The sequence below is a fragment of the Pseudogulbenkiania sp. AW2-16 genome (genome assembly GCF_056824575.1).
In genome coordinates, this window is sequence record NZ_CP157668.1 from 1,612,429 (window position 1) to 1,631,271 (window position 18,843).

The 18,843-nt window shown below is 67.5% G+C and carries 14 protein-coding genes and 1 pseudogene; 3 read left to right on the forward strand and 12 right to left on the reverse strand.

The window, feature by feature from the left end:
* Window positions 1–112 precede the first annotated feature (112 nt).
* Window positions 113–676 carry a bifunctional pyr operon transcriptional regulator/uracil phosphoribosyltransferase PyrR gene (locus tag ABKF58_RS07805; protein WP_482584050.1) on the forward strand — a complete coding sequence of 188 codons (564 nt, stop codon included), beginning with the start codon at window positions 113–115 and terminating at the stop codon, window positions 674–676.
* 12 nt (window positions 677–688) lie between these two features.
* Here the strand turns inward: ABKF58_RS07805 and ABKF58_RS07810 are convergent, their stop codons facing one another.
* The 10 genes and pseudogenes from ABKF58_RS07810 to ABKF58_RS07855 all read right to left on the reverse strand — a co-directional run bounded on the left by ABKF58_RS07810 (window position 689) and on the right by ABKF58_RS07855 (window position 10,523).
* Window positions 689–1,486 carry a substrate-binding periplasmic protein gene (locus ABKF58_RS07810; RefSeq protein WP_482584051.1) on the reverse strand — a complete coding sequence of 266 codons (798 nt, stop codon included), beginning with the start codon at window positions 1,484–1,486 and terminating at the stop codon, window positions 689–691.
* A gap of 77 nt (window positions 1,487–1,563) precedes the next feature.
* Window positions 1,564–2,946 (reverse strand): FAD-binding oxidoreductase, encoded by a 1,383-nt coding sequence (locus ABKF58_RS07815; RefSeq protein ID WP_482584052.1) that lies wholly within the window; start codon window positions 2,944–2,946, stop codon window positions 1,564–1,566.
* Window positions 2,947–2,956: 10 nt separating this feature from the next.
* The gene (locus ABKF58_RS07820) at window positions 2,957–3,580 is read right to left on the reverse strand and encodes a glutathione S-transferase family protein (protein WP_008952374.1); all 624 of its coding nucleotides are present in this window, start codon (window positions 3,578–3,580) and stop codon (window positions 2,957–2,959) included.
* 66 nt (window positions 3,581–3,646) lie between these two features.
* A pseudogene (locus ABKF58_RS07825) lies at window positions 3,647–5,003 on the reverse strand (aldehyde dehydrogenase family protein).
* A gap of 296 nt (window positions 5,004–5,299) precedes the next feature.
* Complete coding sequence (locus ABKF58_RS07830; protein WP_482584345.1) at window positions 5,300–6,406, reverse strand: NAD(P)H-dependent flavin oxidoreductase; 1,107 nt, start codon at window positions 6,404–6,406, stop codon at window positions 5,300–5,302.
* 173 nt (window positions 6,407–6,579) lie between these two features.
* The gene (locus ABKF58_RS07835) at window positions 6,580–7,272 is read right to left on the reverse strand and encodes an anaerobic ribonucleoside-triphosphate reductase activating protein (RefSeq protein ID WP_482584053.1); all 693 of its coding nucleotides are present in this window, start codon (window positions 7,270–7,272) and stop codon (window positions 6,580–6,582) included.
* Window positions 7,253–7,429, reverse strand: a complete 177-nt coding sequence (gene nrdD, locus ABKF58_RS07840; RefSeq protein ID WP_294864012.1) for an anaerobic ribonucleoside-triphosphate reductase — start codon at window positions 7,427–7,429, stop codon at window positions 7,253–7,255. The genes ABKF58_RS07835 and nrdD overlap by 20 nt, the downstream gene beginning before the upstream one ends.
* 55 nt (window positions 7,430–7,484) lie before the next feature.
* A complete protein-coding gene (locus ABKF58_RS07845; RefSeq protein ID WP_482584054.1) occupies window positions 7,485–9,218 on the reverse strand; it encodes a ribonucleoside triphosphate reductase in 1,734 nt (577 codons plus the stop codon).
* A gap of 477 nt (window positions 9,219–9,695) precedes the next feature.
* Window positions 9,696–10,127 (reverse strand): DUF411 domain-containing protein, encoded by a 432-nt coding sequence (locus ABKF58_RS07850; RefSeq protein WP_008952380.1) that lies wholly within the window; start codon window positions 10,125–10,127, stop codon window positions 9,696–9,698.
* 75 nt (window positions 10,128–10,202) lie between these two features.
* A complete protein-coding gene (locus ABKF58_RS07855) occupies window positions 10,203–10,523 on the reverse strand; it encodes a hypothetical protein (RefSeq protein WP_150104982.1) in 321 nt (106 codons plus the stop codon).
* A gap of 193 nt (window positions 10,524–10,716) precedes the next feature.
* On the opposite strand from ABKF58_RS07855, the gene ABKF58_RS07860 reads away from it, so the two are divergent.
* Entirely contained in the window at window positions 10,717–11,673 is a 957-nt protein-coding gene (locus tag ABKF58_RS07860) for a LysR family transcriptional regulator (RefSeq protein ID WP_008952381.1), read from the forward strand.
* A 163-nt stretch (window positions 11,674–11,836) separates the two neighbouring features.
* Window positions 11,837–13,123 carry an NAD(P)/FAD-dependent oxidoreductase gene (locus ABKF58_RS07865; protein WP_482584055.1) on the forward strand — a complete coding sequence of 429 codons (1,287 nt, stop codon included), beginning with the start codon at window positions 11,837–11,839 and terminating at the stop codon, window positions 13,121–13,123.
* Between the two features lie 124 nt (window positions 13,124–13,247).
* Here the strand turns inward: ABKF58_RS07865 and ABKF58_RS07870 are convergent, their stop codons facing one another.
* The gene (locus ABKF58_RS07870) at window positions 13,248–15,398 is read right to left on the reverse strand and encodes a GGDEF/EAL domain-containing response regulator (RefSeq protein ID WP_482584056.1); all 2,151 of its coding nucleotides are present in this window, start codon (window positions 15,396–15,398) and stop codon (window positions 13,248–13,250) included.
* A complete protein-coding gene (locus tag ABKF58_RS07875) occupies window positions 15,380–18,805 on the reverse strand; it encodes a CHASE domain-containing protein (protein WP_482584057.1) in 3,426 nt (1,141 codons plus the stop codon). The genes ABKF58_RS07870 and ABKF58_RS07875 overlap by 19 nt, the downstream gene beginning before the upstream one ends.
* Between the last annotated feature and the right edge of the window lie 38 nt (window positions 18,806–18,843).

The window sequence follows — 18,843 nt, forward strand, 5'->3', positions numbered from 1 at the left end:
CCGCGTGCTCGCCCACTTGCTATACCGGTAACAGCACCTGGGCGCCGGGCATGTCCCGTCGTACCGCTTGGCACCCGCGCCGCCCCCTCGGACCCGCACAAGGAAACCCCGCATGGAATCCGCAACGCTCCCCGACCCCTGCCTGTACGACAGCGCGCAACTGGAGCTGGTGGTCGCCGACATGGCGCGCCGGGCGGCGCTGCTGCTGTCCGGTCACGAGCGGGTGGCGGTGATCGGGGTGCTGCGGCGCGGCGCGCCGCTGGCCGAGCGCCTCACCGCCGCGCTGGTGACGCAGTACCGGCTGGCGCCGCCGCTGCGGCTCGATCTGTCGATCAAGCGCTACGCCGACGACCTGACGCTGCTGCATCCGGAAACGCAGTTCACCGAGAACGCCGCGCACGCCAGCCTGGACCTGGCGGGCTACGCGCTGCTGGTGGTGGACGATGTGCTCTACACCGGCCACTCGCTGCTGCGCGCCGTCGAGTACCTGGCGCGCAAGCAACCGGCGGCGATCTATGCCGCCATGCTGGCCGACCGCCACGTCACGCGCCTGCCGCTCCATGCCGACGTGGTGGGCCTGCACTTGCAGGTGGCCCCGCCCGACATCGTGGAATGCCATGTGCCGCCGTACGAGGCGGAATTCAAGATCGTGCTGAGAAAGCCGGCGGCGCGCTGACGCCGGCAGGGTTCATTGCGGTTTGACGCAGGACGGCCGTTGGTTCGCCAGCGGCGCGCGCTGCAGCTCCGCCGCGACGATCGACTCGATTTCCCGGCGCTGGCGCATCTCGGCGATGGCGCTGTCGAAGCGCCTGAGCAGCTCGCGCTGGCCTGCCTGCTTGTTGATGGCCAGATTGATGCCGACCGAGACCAGGTAGTTCGGCGCCGCGACGATGCCGGCATAGCGCGGCTGATCGAGCAGCTTCTTGCCGGCCAGTTCCGGCGCCAGCACGAAATCCAGCCGCCCGCACGCCAGCTTGCTGAAGTTTTGCGCGTCGGACTCCACCTCTTCCACCTCGACGCTGCCCTCGTGGCGCAGCTGGTCGAACGCCGCGCCGTACGACCAGCCGCGTATCACGCCGACACGGTAGCCTTTCAGGCTTGCCGGGCCGTCGTAGCGAAAGCCGCTCCAGCGGCCGGCATCGTAATAGACCGCGACGTTCTCGGTGAAGTAGGGGCTGCTGAAATCGCCGCTGAGGTCGCGGCTGGGCGAGTGCACCAGGCTGCCGACGGCGGCGTGGCCGTCCAGGAACTCGGCCATGAGCCGGTTGAACGGGCGAGCCCGGATGGCGACCTTCTCGCCCATGCGCTCGAAGGCGCGGCGCAGGATGGCGGGATAGATGCCTCGCGCTTCGCCGTGGGGGCCGGCGTACATGGTGGGCGGGCTGCCGGTATCGAAGTTGATCACCAGCTCGCCGGCATGCAGGGGGCCGGCGCCGGCCTGCAGGCCGAGTAGCAAGACGTAGGCGTTGATGCGGTGGCGGTGCATCGGCGGCTCCTATCGGTGTCTGCCTGGCGGGGTGTCATCCGTTTTCATGCTAGACGATACGGCAAGCGGTGCACGTGCTACAGCCAGCGCCCCGGGTTCATCAGGCCGGCGGGATCGAGCGCCTGCTTGATGGTCTTCATCAGGGCGAGCGCCACCGGGTCCTTGTAGCGCGCCAGCCAGTGCGGCTTGAGCTGGCCGATGCCGTGTTCGGCGGCCAGGGTGCCGGCGTGGCGGTAGACCAGGTCGTAGACGATCTCGTTGACGCGCGGCTCGTCGGCGAACAGCTCGGCGTTGCCGGGGCGGGTGTGGCTGACGTTGTAGTGCAGGTTGCCGTCGCCGGCGTGGCCGAAGGCGACCACGCGCACGCCGGGGAAGGCGGCCTGGAGCGCCGTGCCGGCCTCGTCGAGGAAGGCCGGGATGGCCGAGCTCGGCACGCCGATGTCGTGCTTGATGCTGGGGCCGTCGCGCTTCTGCGTCTCGGACATCGCCTCGCGCAGCTGCCACAGCTTCTGCCGTTCCGTCTCGCTCTGCGCCACCACGCCGTCCAGCATGTCCTGACGGGCGAGCCAGGCCACCAGCCGCTCGCTCAGTTCGGCCGAGCCGCCGCTGTCGGAGAGTTCGATCAGCAGCGCCCACGGCGCGGTGAATGGCAGCTGGCCGGGGTGGTAGTGGGCCAGCAGGTTCTGGCACACCTCGGACAGGATCTCGAAGGTGGTGAGCCGGTCGCCGAAGGCGTCCTTGAGCGCGTTGAGCCAGGCGATGGCGCTGGCGGCGTCTCTGACGCCGACCCAGGCGGTGGCGTGCGCCGTGGGGCGGGCGAACAGCTTGAGCGTGGCGGCGGTGATCAGCCCGAGCTGGCCTTCGGCGCCGATGAAGAGCTGCTTCACATCCAACCCGCTGGTGTCCTTCCTCAACCCGGACAGCGCGTTGAGGACCTGCCCATCCGGCAACACCACTTCCAGCCCCAGCGTCAGCTCGCGCATGGTGCCGTAGCGCAGCACCGCCAGCCCGCCGGCGTTGGTGGAAAGGTTGCCGCCGATCTGGCAGCTGCCTTCCGAGGCCAGCGACAGCGGGAACAGCCGGTCGGCGTCGGCCGCCGCCTGCTGCACCGCCGCCAGCGTCATGCCGGCCTCGACGGTGAGGCTGTGGTTGGCGGCGTCGAGCGCGCGCACGCGGTTGAGGCGCTCCAGCGCCACCAGCAACTGGCGGCCGGAGCCGTCCGGCGTGGCGCCGCCGCAGGTAGAGGTGTTGCCGCCTTGCGGCACGATGGCGACTCGGTGTTGGCGCGCCAGCCGCACCAGGGCGGCTACCTCGGCGCTGGAGCCGGGGCGCGCCACCGCCAGCGGCCGGCCGTGGTAGCGGCCGCGCTGGTCGGTGGTGTAGCGCGTGGTGTCGGCCTCGGCGGTGAGCAGGTTGGCCGAACCGATGACGCCGGCCAGCCGGGCGAGGAAGTCGTTCATGGCGGGGGCCTCAGTCGGGGATGTCCGGCGCCATCAGTTGGTCCGGATGCTGCCAGCCGGGCAGCGCGGCGAGGCGCTCGAGCCAGGCGGCGACGTGCGGCCAATCGCGGACGCTGAGCCCGGCCTCGTCCAGCCACCACAGGTAGGCGCTGGCGCTGAGGTCGGCGATGGTGACGCCGCTCTCCAGCAGGAAAGGCTGCTGGGCGAGCTGGGCGTCCAGTACCGCGAGATCGGCGCAGGCGCGCAGTTCCAGCCAGGCTTCCACCTCGGCCGGGACGCTGGCGAAGCGGCGGTAATAGCGCAGGTTGGGTACCGACAGGCCGATGCGGTTGGCTTCCCAGCCCAGCCATTCGCGGATGCCCTGGCGCTCGCCGGGGCGGCCGGCCAGCACGCCCTCGCTCTCGGCCAGCCATTGCAGGATGGCGTTGGACTGCACCATGGGCACGCCGTCCACCACCAGCGCCGGCACCTCGTCCCAGCGGCTGGCGGCGCGGAAGTCGTCCGGGCGCTCGGCGCGCGGCGCGGCCAGATCGACGTGGCGGTATTCGTGCGAGACGTCGCCCAGCATCAGTGCCAGGCGGACTTTGTAGCTATGGCCGGAAAAGCGGTTGCCGTACAGGGTAAGGGTGCTCATCGGGGTCCGTTCGAAAGGGCGGCGGGGTGTTCGCCGCGCTGTGGGTGGATGACGTGCCCGCCGGCGTCACTTCTGCCAGTAGGTCTTGACGTTGACGAACTCGTAGAGCCCGAATTCCGACAGCTCGCGGCCGTAGCCGGAGGCCTTGACGCCGCCGAAGGGCAGGCGCAGGTCGGAGCTGGTGTGGCGGTTGAGGTAGACGCTGCCGGCCTCGATGTCGCGCGCCAGCGTCCAGCCGCGCTCGGTGTCGGCGGTGTAGATCGAGGCGCCGAGGCCGAACGGGGTGTCGTTGGCCAAGCGAATGGCGTCGGCCTCGTCGCGCGCGCGCAGGATGCTGGCCACCGGGCCGAACACTTCCTCATGGTAGACGCGGCAGGCCGGGTTGACGTGGTCGAGCACGGTGGCCGGGTAGTAGAAGCCGGCGCCGTGCGGCATCTGGCCGCCGCGGAGCAGGGTGGCGCCGTTGGCGGTGGCGTCCAGCACCTGGGCGTGCAGCGCCTCGCGCAGGTCGGCGCGCGTCAGCGGCGCCAGCGTGGTGGCCCGATGGCGCGGGTCGCCGGGAATCTGGCGGCCGGCTTCGGCGAGGAAGGCGTCGACGAAGGCGTCGGCGATCTCGGGCACCACGATCATGCGCTTGGCGGCGTTGCAGCTCTGGCCGGCGTCGCGGAAGCGCGAGTGGCAGGCTTCGCGCGCCGCGGTCTCGATGTCGGCGTCGGCCAGCACGATGAAGGGGTTGCTGCCGCCCAGCTCCAGCACGGTCTTCTTGAGGTGGCGCCCGGCCAGGCTGGCGATGACGCGGCCGGTATTGGTGGACCCGGTGAACGCCACCGCGTCGGCGGCCTTGATGGCGTCCTCGACCTGGTCGTGCTCGATCCAGGCCGCGTCCAGCACGGCGAGGTTGGCCGAAGCGACGATGTCGAGCAGCTTCTGCGTGCTTTGCGGCACCGACGGCGCCGGCTTCACCGAGGCAGGCGTTGCCGGCCATCAGCGCCGGCACGGCGAAGCGCAGCACCTGCCAGATCGGGTAGTTCCACGGCATCACCGCCAGCACCAGGCCCAAGGGCTCGAACGCCACGCCGCTGTGGCTGGCCTGGGTCGGGATGGTCTTGGTGGCCAACAGCCCCGGCGCCAGCTCGGCGTAGTAGCGGATCAGCTGCACCGATTTGTCGATTTCGGCCAGGCACTCGGCGGTGAGCTTGCCGACTTCCAGCGTCACCAGGTCGGCCAGCGCCACGCGCTCGGCGGTGAGGGCGTCGGCCAGCTTCAGCAGCCATTCGGCGCGCTGGGCGACGCTGAGGCGTGCCCAGGGGTGCTGCGCGCGCTTGAGCCGGGCGACGGCGTCGGCGAGTTTGTCTTCGGGCCAGGCGGGACGGGTGAACACCACCTCGCCGTTGGCGGGGTTGCAACTGGTAAAGGCTGTCATGGCAGGGCAGAAAACGCGATAGTGAACATCACTGTAACAAAAAGCCCCGGCCGAGGGCAGCCGGGGCTTTGGTCGCAGGCGACGCGGACGTTCAGAACCTGGCCATGATCTTGCTGCGCGATCCCTGATCGGGACTCATGCGCTCTGCGTGCGAATCTATCGCTGAGCCAATCGAAGATTGGCACGCAGGGATTCGCTCAGCGATCGGGAATCCTCATGGACTCCATGTCCATTCCGGTTCCTGTGCTGCTCTTCATCCCGCTGAGGGCCGCTCGCGACAGATCCTGAACAGGTTCTCAGGCCGGCGCCAGACCGGCCGGCTTCTCGCCGTGCAGGAAGTAATGGATGGTCTCCTGCACGCTCTTGATGGCGTCGCCGAACGGCAGCGGCTCGGCGCCGCGGAAGAACAGCCCCTTGCTCACCTCGCCGCGGAAGGCGGCGGCGAGCTTGAGGTCGATGCAGAACTGCCCGACCTTGGCGAGCCCGTCGCGCAGGCCGCACACCGACAGGCAGTTGAGCGCCTGGGTGCAGCGGCGCGGGTCGGCCTTGGCGTTGGCCTGCAACTTGTCGAGGCGCTTGAGGTAGCTCTTCAGCCACGGCGTCAGCACCCCGCGCGCCGGCAGCCCGGCCACGCTGACGAATTCGACGATGTCCTCGGCGCGGGCGCCGGCCAGGGTCTGCTTGAACTGCGGGTGGGCGTCGCCTTCCTCGGTCACGGCGAAGGCGGTGCCGATCTGCACCGCTGCGGCGCCGTAGTCGTTGAGGTAGGTCTGTACCTTCTCGTGGCTGTTGACGCCGCCGGCGACGATGAGCGGAATCTGCTCGCGCTCAAGTCCCAGCGACTGGAACAGCGCGAAGGTCTCGTCCAGCACCCGCTTGAAGTCGAACTTGGCGTCGGCGATGTCGTCGAGACGCGCCGCGCCGAGGTGGCCGCCGGCATGTTTGGGATGTTCGATGACGATGGCGTCGGGCAGGCGGTTCTTCTTCATCCAGCGCTTGAGCACGATGCCGATGCCGCGTGCCTCGGACAGGATCGGGATCAGCGCCACGTCCGGATGCGCGGCGGTCATCTCCGGCAGATCGAGCGGCAGGCCGGCGCCCATCACCACCGCGTGCGCACCCGACTCGCAAGCCTGGCGCACGTAGTCGGCGTGGGCGTCGACCGCCTTCATCACGTTGACGGCGACCAGGCCCTGGCCGTCGGCGTTGGCCAGGGCGCCCTTCACCTCGCGGTCGAGCGCGATCAGGTTGAGGCGGTTGAGTTCGTCGGCGCCGCCGGCGCGTTCGCTCTGTGCCATCAGGTCGGGGTGCAGGTGGCGCAGGTCGACGCTGGCGATGGTGCCGACGCCGCCGGCACGGGCCACGGCGCCGGCCAGGCTCTTGGCCGAGACGCCGACACCCATGCCGCCCTGCACGATGGGCAGGAGGCTACGGCCGCGGATCACGAGGGGGAAAACGGGTGGGTCATGGTGGGTGGGTTCTGGCTGCGGGGAAAGGCTCACATTGTAGGGAGGCGGGGTGGCAGGGCTTTGATCGGAGTCAAGGAAGACCCGGCCCCGCCGTGTTCTCCCCGGTTTCAATGCTGGCGGAAGGTGAAATCGGCAAAGCGCAGCGCGATGTCATGGTGATTGCCGGGCCAGCCGGCGGGCCACGGCGTCGGCAGCGGGGCGGGCGGGCGGATCGCCTGCCAGCGGTAATGGCGCACGCCGTGCGTCGCCAGTTCCTCGGCCAGCCGCGCCAGCGCCGCCACGTCGTGCCAGTGCGGGTGGATCGAGGTGCGGCACTCGTAGGCGACGCCGCTGGCCAGCAGCAGCTCGAGGCTGCGGCGCGCGGCGCGGCCACTGCCGGGCACGCCGGTGAGCGCATCGTAGCCGGCCCACTCCGTTTTCACGTCGAAGCCGACCCAGTCGAGCAGCGGCAGCGCTTCGGCCAACTCGGCCGGGTACGCCCCGCCACTGTGCAGCCCGGTGGCGAAGCCGAGTGCGCGCACCTCGGCCAGCAGGGCCGGCAGCGCCGCCTCGGCCAGCGGTTCGCCGCCCGAGAACACCACGCCGTCGAGCAGGCCGCGGCGGCTCGCCAGCCACTCGCGCAGCGCCGGCCAGTCGGCCTTGCCGTCGCGGCGGCGCCACAGCTGCGGGTTGTGGCAGTAGCCGCAGCGCCAGGGGCAGCCGGCGAGGAACACCACCGCCGTGAGCTTGCCCGGCCAGTCGCAGGACGAGAACGGCTCCAGTCCGCCGATGCGTGCCGCCTCAGCCGGCTTCACGCTCATCGAAGTGCAGGCGTTCGTTGAACTCGCCCTGTTTGCCGATGTTGAACGCCGCCACCGGACGGTGGTAGCCCATCACGCGGGTCCACACCTCGCAACGGGTGCGTTCGCTGTTGTCCAGTACGGTGTCGAGATGGCGTTGTTCGGACAGATTGCTCATGGTGTTGCCTTTCTAAAAGAGTCAAAAGGTTGGCCGAAGCCGGGGGCATGGTGCTTTAACCCTGCCTGCGCCGCTTCTCCGCCAGCAGCTCCGCGTCGCAGCGCGGGCAGAACTCGTGGTGGCCCGACAGGTAGCCGTGCTTCGGGCAGATCGAGAAGGTTGGCGTGATGGTGATGTAGGGCAGGCGGAACCCCGCCAGCGCCCGTTTCACCAGTTGGCGGCAGGCCTCCGGGCTCGACACCGCCTCGCTCATGTAGAGGTGCAGCACGGTGCCGCCGGTGTACTTGCGCTGCAGCGCCTCCTGGCGCGTCAGCGCTTCGAACAGGTCGTCGGTGAAGCCCACCGGCAACTGGCTGGAGTTGGTGTAGTAGGGCTGCTCGGCCGTGCCGGCCTGCAGGATATCGGCGAAGCGCTTCTTGTCTTCCTTGGCGAAGCGGTAGGTGGTGCCTTCCGCCGGCGTCGCCTCCAGGTTGTAGAGATGGCCGGTCTGTTCCTGGAACGCCAGCATCTGCTCGCGGATGTGGTCGAGGTAGCGGCAGGCGAAATCGTGTCCCCAGGCGCTGGTGATGTCGTCACGGTCGGCGGTGAAGTTGCGGATCATCTCGTTGATGCCGTTCACCCCCACCGTGCTGAAGTGGTTGCGCAGCGAACCCAGGAAGCGCTTGGTGTAGGGGTAGAGGCCCTCGTCGATCAGGCCCTGCACCACGCGGCGCTTCTCCTCCAGCGTGTCGCGCGCCAGCGCCATCAGGCGGTCGGTTTCCGCTAGCAGGCCGGGCAGGTCGCCCTTGAAGCGGTAGCCCAGGCGCGCGCAGTTGAGCGTCACCACGCCCACCGAGCCGGTCTGCTCGGCGCTGCCGAACAGGCCGTTGCCGCGCTTCAACAGTTCGCGCAGGTCGAGCTGCAGGCGGCAGCACATGCTGCGCACCATGTGCGGTTCGAGGTCGGAGTTCACGAAGTTCTGGAAGTAGGGCAGGCCATACTTGGCGGTCATCGCGAACAACAGATCGGTGTTCTCGCCGTACCAGTCGAAATCCTTGGTGATGTTGTAGGTCGGGATCGGGAAGGTGAACACCCGCCCCTTGGCGTCGCCTTCCAGCATCACCTCGATGTAGGCGCGGTTGATCAGCGCCATCTCGCGCGCGCAGTCGCCGTAGGTGAACGGCATCTCTTCGCCACCGATCAGCGGGATCTGCTCGCGCAGGTCTTCCGGGCACAGCCAGTCGAAGGTGAGGTTGGTGAACGGCGTCTGCGTGCCCCAGCGGCTCGGAACGTTGAGGTTGTAGATCAGCTCCTGGATGCACTGCTTGACCTGCTCGTAGGAGAGCCCGTCCTTTTTCACGAACGGTGCCAGGTAGGTGTCGAAGGAACTGAACGCCTGCGCGCCGGCCCACTCGTTCTGCAGCGTGCCGAGGAAATTGACGATCTGGCCGCAGGCTGAGGACAGGTGGCGCGGCGGCTGCGATTCCACCTTGCCCTGCACGCCGTTGAAGCCCATTTGCAGCAAGGTGCGCAGCGACCAGCCGGCGCAATAGCCCGACAGCATGTCCAGATCGTGGATGTGGAAGTCGCCCTCGCGGTGCGCGCGGGCGGCCTCGGCGCTGAATACCTTGGCGAGCCAGTAGTTGGCGGTCACCTTGCCGGCCACGTTGAGAATCAGCCCACCCAAGCTATAGCCCTGGTTGGCGTTGGCTTGCACGCGCCAGTCGGCGCGGCTCAGGTATTCGTCGATGGCGGCGACGGCGTCGACCGGGGCGACAGGGTGGTCAGAAAGGCGGGCTGCTTCAGTCATGGCTCAACATATGGTGTTTGTTTCGTTGAGGTGCACTATAAATGGTGGAATGACGCTCGGGTGCGCGATGCGGGAATCCCTTGACGTGGATCAAGCGGTAAACCGCATCATGTTGTGTCGATGAAATGAAAAAGGCACAGCATGCTGTGCCTTTTGGGGTGTGACCGGTAGGGCGGGTGGGGCGGAGCGCAAGCCATCGCCGCCGAGGCGAATCGATGGGGTCCGGCATTGACTGCACAAGGTCGCGCAGCGTTGCGAAGGAGAATACCTTCACCCATCCGACAGCCAGGAAATGTGGAGTAGACCCATTCATTAGTAGGCGAGCGAGCCAAAGCCGGTTGAGTGCCGCCAGCGCACAGGACGCGGAATGGACATGTAGTCCATGAGGATTCCGTATCGCTGAGCGAATCTCTGAGGGAGATTCGCACGCAGTACTGCCGGCACTCTTAAGGCGTAGCCGCCTAATGAAACGGGGCTTCAGCGCTCGGCGTAGACGAAGCGTTTCCCCGTCTTGTCGAAGGCGTACACCTTGTACGCCACCTTGCCCATGCCCTCCATGCCCGGGCTGCCCGGCGGCATGCCGGGCACGGCGAGGCCGACGAGGTTCTTCGGCTTGTCGTGCAGCACCTTCTGCACCAGGTCGGCCGGCACGTGGCCTTCGAAGGTGTAGCCGCCGATGCGCGCGGTATGGCAGGCGCCCATGTCGGAGGGGACGCCGAAGCGCGAACGCACGCTGGCGAGTTCGCGGCTCGGTTCCACCTGCAGCGTGATGCCCTTGCCTTGCAGGTGCTCGGCCCAGGCCGTGCAGCAGCCGCAGTTGGGGTCCTTGTACAGCGTGCCCTGGGCGGCCAGAGCGTGGCCGGAGAAGATCAGTGCGCCGATCACGGCGAGTCGTTGCGGAGTATTCATGGTCGATAGCTGTCCTGAGAGGGAGAACCTGGCGGCTCGGTGGCGGGCCGCCGCGTGCGGGATTCGCTTGCCTGCTCAGGCGACCGGGGGGCGGGTGGCCACCGGCGGGATGAACTGCGCCTCCCCGCCGCGTTCGTGTCCCACCTGCACCGCCCCGGGCGAGACCCGCCGTACTTCTCCGACATCGGCATGGGCAGCTGTTGCGTAAAAATGACAGCACGCTGGCGCATCGGATGGCAGCGCCCGGTGGCGGCAGCCGGCGTCAGCCGCCGCCATGCAGGGTGCGGCGGTGCTGCCATGGCACGCCTTTGGCGGTGCGCTTTGCGCCAGGGTGGAGAGCGGCAAGGCCAGCCACACGGTCAGCACCAGCAGCAGCAAGGGGCGGAGGAAGTTCATGCAGTAATCGTAGCGCAGGTGAGGTGTGCCGGGCTTGAGCTGGCACAAATCATTTCAATCTTCATTGTTTTCAAAGAATGGTGTAACCTTTTTAAAGAAATACCCAATCAATTTTCGTCAGCCCCTCAGCTCGACGCCGGACGATCCCGCCCGGGGCCCGCAGGGGCCGGCCCTACCATGGAATCCGTAGCGCATGGATACCTTGAAGGCACTGATGGTCTTTATGACCACCGCCGAAAACGGCAGTTTCTCCGACGCGGCGCGCAAGCTCGGCGTCTCTCCCGCCGCCATCAGCCAGAGTATCGCCCGGCTCGAACAGGAACTGGAAGTCCGCCTGTTCAACCGCACCACGCGCCAGCTGACGCTGACCGAGGACGGCCGGCGCTTCTACGCGCAATGTCGCGGCCCGGTGAACAATCTGGACGCGGCCATCAACCAGCTCAAGGCGAGCCGCGACGAGCCGGCCGGGCACCTGCGCATCAGCCTGCCCAACTCCTTCGGCCGGCACTTCATCCTGCCGCTGATGGGCGAGTTTTGCCAGCGTCACCCCAAGATCCGCGTGTTCTTCGGCCTCGACGACCATTTCAGCGACCTGATCGAGGACGGCTACGACGTCGGCGTGCGCGTCGGCATGATGCCGGACTCGCGCCTCTCGGCGCGCCACCTGGCGCAACTGCCGCTCTACACCGTGGCGGCGCCCGAATACTGGAGCAAGAACGGCCGTCCGCAGAAACCCGACGACCTGGCCAACCACAACTGCATCAACTACCAGTTCCCGACCTCCGGCCGACTGTGCAAGTGGGAGTTCGAGCGCGACGGCGAGCGTATCCCGCTCGAGGTCAACGGCATCTATACCCTGAACGACATCGAGGCGGTGTGCGAAATGGCGCGCCTGGGCTTCGGCGTGGCGCAGGTGCCGGGTCACGAGGCAATGCCCTACCTGCGCAGCGGCGAACTGGAGGCGGTGCTGACCGACTTCATCTCGCTGGAACGTTCGATCTACATCTGCTTCCCGCACCGCGAGCACATCGCTCCGCGCACCCGGGTCTTCGTCGACTATGTGGCGGAGAAACTGGCCGAACATCCCGACATCGTCGCCGATCTCCCCGGCCTGGACCTGACCGCCAAGCGCGAGGCGGCGCAGCACTGAGCCGACGCGCCAGCCCGATCGCACGCCCGGCCTGGCCGGGCTTTTTTCTGCCCGTGGCCAACGGCCAAGCCCGCATTGTCGAGTATTTTCGACGCGTGTATCGTGATGACAGGCGGGTGCTCCTTCCTCGGCCCGTCCGGAAAACGATTGCAACAGGTGCACCATGGACCGTCCTCTCGAACACCCCCACTCCTACTACGCCGCCTCACGCAACCCGGCGCCGGATCGTCCCGTACTGCGTGGCGCGCATCACTGCGACGTGTGTGTGATCGGGGCCGGCTACACCGGCCTGTCGGCGGCGTTGCACCTGGCCGAGCACGGCTACCGGGTCATGGTACTGGAGGCGGCGCGGGTCGGCTGGGGCGCCTCCGGACGCAATGGCGGGCAGATCGTCAACAGCTACAGCCGCGACCTGGACGTGATCGAGCGCCGCCACGGCAAGGCCGCCGCCGCCGCGCTGGGGAGCATGGCGTTCGAGGGTGGCAACATCATCCGCGAGCGGGTGGCCAAGTACGGCATCCGGTGCGACCTGAAGCAGGGCAACGTGTTCGCCGCCCTGACCGGCAAGCAGCTCGATGAACTGGAGGCCAAGCAGCGTTTGTGGGAGCGCTTCGGCCACACCGGACTGCGGCTCATCGATCAGGCCGGCATGAAGGATATCGTCGGCACCGCGCAGTACGTCGGCGCGCTGCTCGACAACTGGGGCGGCCACCTCCACCCGCTCAACCTGGCCTTGGGCGAGGCGGCGGCGCTGGAGTCGCTGGGCGGGCAGATTTTCGAGCAGTCGGCGGTGCTGAGCGTGGAGCGTGCGGAGCCGGCCGTGGTGCGTACCGCCGAAGGCCAGGTGAGCGCGCGTTTCGTGATCGTGGCGGGCAACGCCTATCTCGGCAACCTGCTGCCCGAGTTGGCCGAAAAGACGCTGCCGTGCGGCACCCAGGTGATCACCACCGCGCCGCTGCCGGCCGAGCTGGCGGATGCGCTGCTGCCGGGCGACCACTGTGTCGAGGACTGCAATTTCCTGCTGGATTACTTCCGCCTGACCGCCGACAAGCGCCTGCTGTACGGCGGCGGCACGGTGTACGGCGCACGCGACCCGGGCGAGATCGTGCGCCTGATCCGCCCCAAGATGCTCAAGACTTTCCCGCAGCTGGGAGACGTCAAGATCGAGTTCGGCTGGACCGGCAACTTCTCGCTGACGCTGTCGCGCCTGCCGCAGGCCGGCCGCCTCGGCAACAACATCTACTACTCGCAGGGCTGCAGCGGTCACGGCGTGACCTACACCCATCTCGCCGGCCGCCTGCTGTCGGAGGCGATTCGCGGCCAGAGCGAACGCTTCGACGCCTTCGCCCGTCTGCCGCATTACCCCTTCCCGGGCGGGCGGCTGTTCCGCGTGCCGATGCTGACGATGGGGGCGTGGTATTACAGCCTGCGCGACCGGCTCGGGATGTGACGCCGCGCTGCCGTGGCCTGCCCGGCACGCGGCCGGGCCTGTGCGAGCCGTGTGGCGCGTGGCATGGCAGGCCGCCGAACCCCTGAGGCGCGGACAGGTCCTTCCGAAGCCCTGGGGTAGGTCGTCAGCGCCGGTCGAAACGTGCCGCCAACTCCCCTGGTGTCATCGGCTTGGCGATGGAGTGGCCCTGCGCCGCCGGGATGCCCAGCTTCTGCAGCAGCTCGCGCTGGGCCGGTGTCTCGACGCCGGCGGCCAGGAGCCGGATGCCCAGCGCCCGCGTGAGCTGCGCGGTGGCCGTGATGATGGCCTGATCGCGCGGCGAGTCGGCCAGGGTCTTGACCAGCGCCTGTCCGATCTTCAGCGTGCTGATCGGGAAGCGGCGCAGGATGGCGAGTTCGCCCAGTTCGCTGCCGAAGTCGTCCAGCGCCAGCCGTAGTCCCATCATGCCCAGGCAGTGCAGGTTTTCGATGACCTTGGTGTTGTGCTGGTCGAGCGCCGCTTCGTGGAACTCCAGCTCGATCAGCGCTGGCGGAATGCCGTAGTGTTTCAGCATGTAGTCCAGTTTGCCGGGCAGCTTGTCGTCGGCCAGCTGGCGGGCCGACAGGTTGATCGAGAGCGGGCAGGCGCTGTCGAGCCAGCCCTCCACCAGCCAGGCCGCCCGCTGGCGACAGGCCAGTTCGATACTGCGCTCGCCAAACGCCATGATCAGGCCGCTTTCTTCCAGCAGTGGCAGGAAGGAGCCCGCCGCCTGCACCGGCTGTCCCGGCGGCTGCCAGCGCAGCAGCGCCTCGATCCCGACCAGCCTCCCGTTGTGCAGGTCCTGTTGCGGCTGGTAGAGCAGGAACAGCTGCTGCTCGACGAGGGCCTGCCGCAGCTGCTGCTCGCGGCGCAGCCGTTCCTGGACGCGCTGGTTCATTTCCGTGGTGAAGAAGTGGTAGAGGTGGTGCCCATCCTCCTTGGCGCGGTACATCGCCACGTCGGCGGCCTCGATCAGGCTGGTGACGGTGCGGCCGCAGTCAGGGTAGGTGGCAATCCCGATGCTGGCCCGGACCGTGAGGGTATCGTCGTCGATCTGCAACGGTGGCTCCAGTGCCGCAATGATGCGCTGGGCGCTGTAGGCGGCGCGGTCGGGGCTTTCCAGCTGTTCCAGGATGATGATGAACTCGTCGCCGCCGAGCCGAGCGATGTGGTCCTCGCGGCGCAGGCAACCGCGCAGCCGCTCGGCCACCTGCTGCAGCACGATGTCGCCGACCTTGTGGCCGAGACGGTCGTTGATTTCCTTGAAACGGTCGAGGTCGAGAAACAGCAGTCCCAGCCCCTGGTGCGAGCGCTCGGCGTGGCTCAGCACTTTTTCCAGCATGATGGTGAAGCCGTTGCGGTTGAGCAGCCCGGTCAGATAGTCGGTCAGGGCTTGCTGGCGCAACTGGCTCTCGGTTTCCAGCTGCTGGCGGATATCGCGGAAGATCACCACCAGCCCCTGTTGCTGCCCGCCCATCGGCGAGCAGCGCAGCGATACCGGCAGCGGCGGCCGGCCCGGCGGGTACAGCATGGTCTCCTCGTGCAGCACTTCGACATTGTCGCGGCAGGCGATGGCGAACGGGCTGCTGTCCCAGTCGGTTGCCCGGTCGCTCTCGTGGAACAGCTGCTGTATCGGGTAGCCGACCAGGTGTTCGGCCGACATGCCGAGCAGGTTCTGGGTGGCGGGGTTGGCGAAGCGGACGATGCCATCGGGGCTGACGCCGATGACGCCCTCGCCGGCGGAGCTCAGCAGCGATTGGTAGTAGTCGCGCTGTTCATCGAGCCGCTGGTAGGCGCTCAGCAGCTGCCGTTTCTGCTGGTCGTACTCCAGCAGGAGGCGCACCTTGCTGCGCAGCGTCAGCGGGTCGAACGGCTTGACCAGGTAGTCGATGGCGCCGCAGCTGTAGCCGCGCTGGATGTCCTGTTCTTCGCACATCGCCGCCGTGATGAACAGGATCGGGGTGCTGCGGGTCTGGCGCCGGCCGCGGATCAGCATCGCCACTTCGTAGCCGTCCATGCCGGGCATCGAGACGTCGAGCAGGATGACCGATACCGGCTGGGTGAGCAGGTACTTGAGTGCCTCCTCCCCCGAGCCGAGCGACACCACCTGGCAGGGCAGGGGCTCCAGTACCACTTCGATGACACGCAGATTGACCGCCTTGTCATCGATCGACAGCACGACCGGCAGTCGTTCCGACTTGGCGGCGGCGGGGGTTCCGGTATCGTGGCGGAGGGCGATCAGGTCTGCGTGAGCCATTGGTCGATCATCCTAAGCAGTTCCTTGCTGTCTACCGGCTTGGGCAGGTAGTCGTTGGTGCCGGCTTGCAGGCATTTGGCCTTGTCGTCCTTCATCGCGTAGGCGGTGACCGCGATGATCGGCCGCTCGAAACGCAGTTCGTTGCGCAGGCGGCGGGTGGTTTCATAGCCGTCCAGCACCGGCATCGCCATGTCCATCAGCACGAGCTGAATGCCCGGGTTCTGTTCGATCTGGGCCAGGGCTTCTTCGCCGTTGATGGCCGTCAGCACGTTGAACTGGCGCTCTTCCAGCACGCTGCTCATGGCGTAGATGTTGCGGATGTCGTCGTCCACCAGCAGCAGCGTGGCGCGCTCCCGGTTTGCAGCGTTGCCCGCCGCGACCTTGCCTGCCGGATCGGACACCTGATCGAGGAAGGTGCGGATGGCGTACGACAGCTTGAGTTCGTTGGCGGCGCCCTTGGTGAGCACCACGGCGCTGTATTCGTTCATCGCCTGCAGGGTGTCGCGGTCGAGATCCATGCCGGTGTTGATGATGATGCGCAGCTGGCTGAGGCCGGGCTGGCTGCTGATCCACTGCAGCAGCTCGAAGCCGCTGCCGCCGGGCAGGTTGAGATCGATCACGGCGCAGGCGAACGTCTGCTGCAGCAGCAGGTTCTTGGCCTCGAGCACGTTGCCGCAGCACTGCGGCGTACCGCCCAGCTGCTCGATCAGGGCCTGGTAGTGCTCCCGTTCCACCAGGTTGTCTTCGACCAGCAGCACCTGTCCCGGACGGTGGCCGAGTTCGGCGTGCAGTTCGCGGAACACCCGCGCCAGGGTGCTCTGGTCGACCGGCTTGACCAGGTAGTCCTGGATGTCGAGCTGCTCGTGCAGCTCGCTGCGATCGAGACAGGAGATGATATGGACCGGGGCATGCCGCGTGGCGGGGGTGCCCCGCACCTGGCGCAGCAGCTCCCAGCCGTTCATGTCGGGCAGCAGGATGTCGAGGATGAAGGCGGCCGGCGGGTGCTGGCGCATTTCCTGCAAGGCCTCGATGCCGGTGCTGGCGATGCGCGTCTTGAAGCCCGACTCCATCGCCTTGTTCATGATGATGCGTGCAAATTGCTGGTCGTCTTCCACCACCAGCACGTCGCTGCGGCTGCTGGCCTTGGCCGGGGGGAACACGACATGCGGTTCCGGCGGCAGCGTGACTTCCTTCACGCCACCGCCGGCTGGATGCACCGGCAGGTACAGCACGAAGGTGCTGCCGAGCCCGAGTTCGCTGCGCACGTCGATCGTGCCGCCCAGGAGGTGGGCCAGCTGGCGCGAGATGCTGAGCCCGAGGCCGCTGCCGCCGAATTGGCGTTTGCTGCCCTGTTCGAGCTGTTCGAAGGCCTCGAAGATGCGGTCCAGCTTGTCGGACGGCATGCCGCAGCCGGTATCGGTCACGGCGATGGCCAGGGTGTGTTGCGGCAGGCTGTCCATGCCGGGCGGCACGCTCTGCGGCTGGTAGACGCGCAGGTGCACCGAGCCATGGTCGGTGAACTTGAAGGCATTGGACAGCAGGTTTTTCAGGATCTGGAACAGCCGTGTGGCGTCGGTGATCAACACGTCGCCGGCACTGTCTTCCTTGGTGGTCTGGAACGTCAGCTGGCGGTTTTCCGCCACCGGCAGGAAATTCTGGCGCAGTGTGGTGATCAGGTCGTTCACCAGCACCTTTTCGCGGTTGAGCGTCATGCGTCCGGCTTCGATCTTGGACAGGTCGAGAATGTCGTTGATCAGCGCCAGCAGGTCCTTGCCGGAGCGGTTGATGATGGTGGCGTGCTCCACCTGCTTGGCGGTGAGGTTGCCCTGGCGGTTTTCCGCCAGCTGGTCGGCGAGGATCAGGATGCTGTTGAGCGGGGTGCGCAGCTCGTGCGACATGGTGGCCAGGAATTCGGTCTTGTAGCGGTTGGCGCGCGAGATCTGCTCGGCCTGTTCGCGCAGGCGCAGCTCGGAGAGCTTGCGTTCGGAGATGTCGATGATGGAGCACACCGTCTGCACGCCTTCCTCGGTGAGCATGGTGGAGAGCCCGATCTCGACCGGGATTTCCCTCCCGTCCTTGCACAGCGCGAACAGCTCGCGCCCTTCGCCCATCTGGCGCGGCTTGGAGTCGGCCTTGAAGGCCTGGCGCAGCATCGGGTGATGCTTGCGGAAGCGTTCCGGCAGCAGCATCTCGATGCTCTTGCCCTGCAGCTCTTCCGGCGAGTAGCCGAAATAGCGCACGGCGGCGGGGTTGCTCATGGTGATGAAGCCCTGCTGATCCACCGCCAGCATGGCGTTGGGCGCCGACTGAATCACGGCGCGGAAGTGTTCTTCACGTTTCTTGGCGGCGGCGGCACTGGCGTCGCTGATGGCGGCTTCGCGGCGGCGGGCGAACAGGATGCTGCCGATGAATACGCTCAGCAGCAGGCTGGCCAAGAGGCCCAGGCCCATCACCCATAGGTAGCGCGTGCTGGCCACGCTGCGGTCGAGTTCGGGGGCACTGGCGATGTCGAGCAGCCAGGGGCGGCCACCCAGTCGGTAGTGGCGTTGCACATGGTAGCGGCCGGTGTTCTGGCGTCCGGTGCTGTACATCAGGCTGGCGGGGGTGGCCTCGTTGCCGTCGTAGATGCGCAGGTTCAGCTGGGGAGTGCCATCGCCGAAAATGCCCAGCATCAGGTCGCCCATGCGGAAGGTGGCGAATACCCAGCCCTGCAATGCGGAGCGGCGCGCCTCGACGCTGCCCTGCGCGGCACCCTTGCGGTACACCGGCCAGTACATCAGGAAGACGTTGGTATCTTTCGGGGTACTCTGCAGCAGCGGCGCGACCTTGCCGGTCACGGCCGGTGCGCCGCTGTCGAGCGCCTGGACCATGGCGTTACGTCGCGTCGTTTCGGTGTACATGTCGAGCCCCAGCGCGGTTTCGTTGCGCGGCGTCGGGGGGTAGAGGTAGCGGATGGCGGTGTAGCCGGCGCGCGGAGAGTCCGGATGCAGACGGAAATCCGGCCGCTCCTGCTGCATGCGGCTCAGGTAGGACGGCAGTTCGGCCGGGGCGAGCCGGTCCACGTAGCCGAGGGACGCCAGGCCGGGGTAGTGCTGGCTCAGCTGCAGCGTGGCGAGATAGTCGTTGAATTCTTGCCGGCTGACGTCGCCGCTGGCCTGGAACAGGCCGACCACACCGTGCAGCACCAGGTGGTAGGACTGCATGCGCTCGTTGATGGCGGCTTCGACTTGGCCGGCCCGGTGATCGAAACGCTGGCGGGCGAGGTTGTCGTCCTGATGGGCGATCAGGTTGGCGACCAGCAGCGAGCTGCCGGCCGTCAGGAAGAACAGCAGGGCAACGGGGAGCAGGATGCCGCGCAGCATTCCCGGGTCGGGCAGCAGGCCGGTGAGTCGCTTCGGAAAAGGCATGGCGCACCTCGTGTCCGGGCCGCGCAGTGTCCGCTGCG

Excerpts from the sequence above, each read along its gene's own strand:
- ABKF58_RS07805 (WP_482584050.1), top strand. The coding sequence starts at position 113 with ATGGAATCCGCAACGCTCCCCGACCCCTGCCTGTACGACAGCGCGCAA.
- ABKF58_RS07810 (WP_482584051.1), bottom strand. The coding sequence starts at position 1,486 with ATGCACCGCCACCGCATCAACGCCTACGTCTTGCTACTCGGCCTGCAG.
- ABKF58_RS07815 (WP_482584052.1), bottom strand. The coding sequence starts at position 2,946 with ATGAACGACTTCCTCGCCCGGCTGGCCGGCGTCATCGGTTCGGCCAAC.
- ABKF58_RS07820 (WP_008952374.1), bottom strand. The coding sequence starts at position 3,580 with ATGAGCACCCTTACCCTGTACGGCAACCGCTTTTCCGGCCATAGCTAC.
- ABKF58_RS07830 (WP_482584345.1), bottom strand. The coding sequence starts at position 6,406 with ATGGGTGTCGGCGTCTCGGCCAAGAGCCTGGCCGGCGCCGTGGCCCGT.
- ABKF58_RS07835 (WP_482584053.1), bottom strand. The coding sequence starts at position 7,272 with ATGAGCGTGAAGCCGGCTGAGGCGGCACGCATCGGCGGACTGGAGCCG.
- nrdD (WP_294864012.1), bottom strand. The coding sequence starts at position 7,429 with ATGAGCAATCTGTCCGAACAACGCCATCTCGACACCGTACTGGACAAC.
- ABKF58_RS07845 (WP_482584054.1), bottom strand. The coding sequence starts at position 9,218 with ATGACTGAAGCAGCCCGCCTTTCTGACCACCCTGTCGCCCCGGTCGAC.
- ABKF58_RS07850 (WP_008952380.1), bottom strand. The coding sequence starts at position 10,127 with ATGAATACTCCGCAACGACTCGCCGTGATCGGCGCACTGATCTTCTCC.
- ABKF58_RS07855 (WP_150104982.1), bottom strand. The coding sequence starts at position 10,523 with ATGAACTTCCTCCGCCCCTTGCTGCTGCTGGTGCTGACCGTGTGGCTG.
- ABKF58_RS07860 (WP_008952381.1), top strand. The coding sequence starts at position 10,717 with ATGGATACCTTGAAGGCACTGATGGTCTTTATGACCACCGCCGAAAAC.
- ABKF58_RS07865 (WP_482584055.1), top strand. The coding sequence starts at position 11,837 with ATGGACCGTCCTCTCGAACACCCCCACTCCTACTACGCCGCCTCACGC.
- ABKF58_RS07870 (WP_482584056.1), bottom strand. The coding sequence starts at position 15,398 with ATGGCTCACGCAGACCTGATCGCCCTCCGCCACGATACCGGAACCCCC.
- ABKF58_RS07875 (WP_482584057.1), bottom strand. The coding sequence starts at position 18,805 with ATGCCTTTTCCGAAGCGACTCACCGGCCTGCTGCCCGACCCGGGAATG.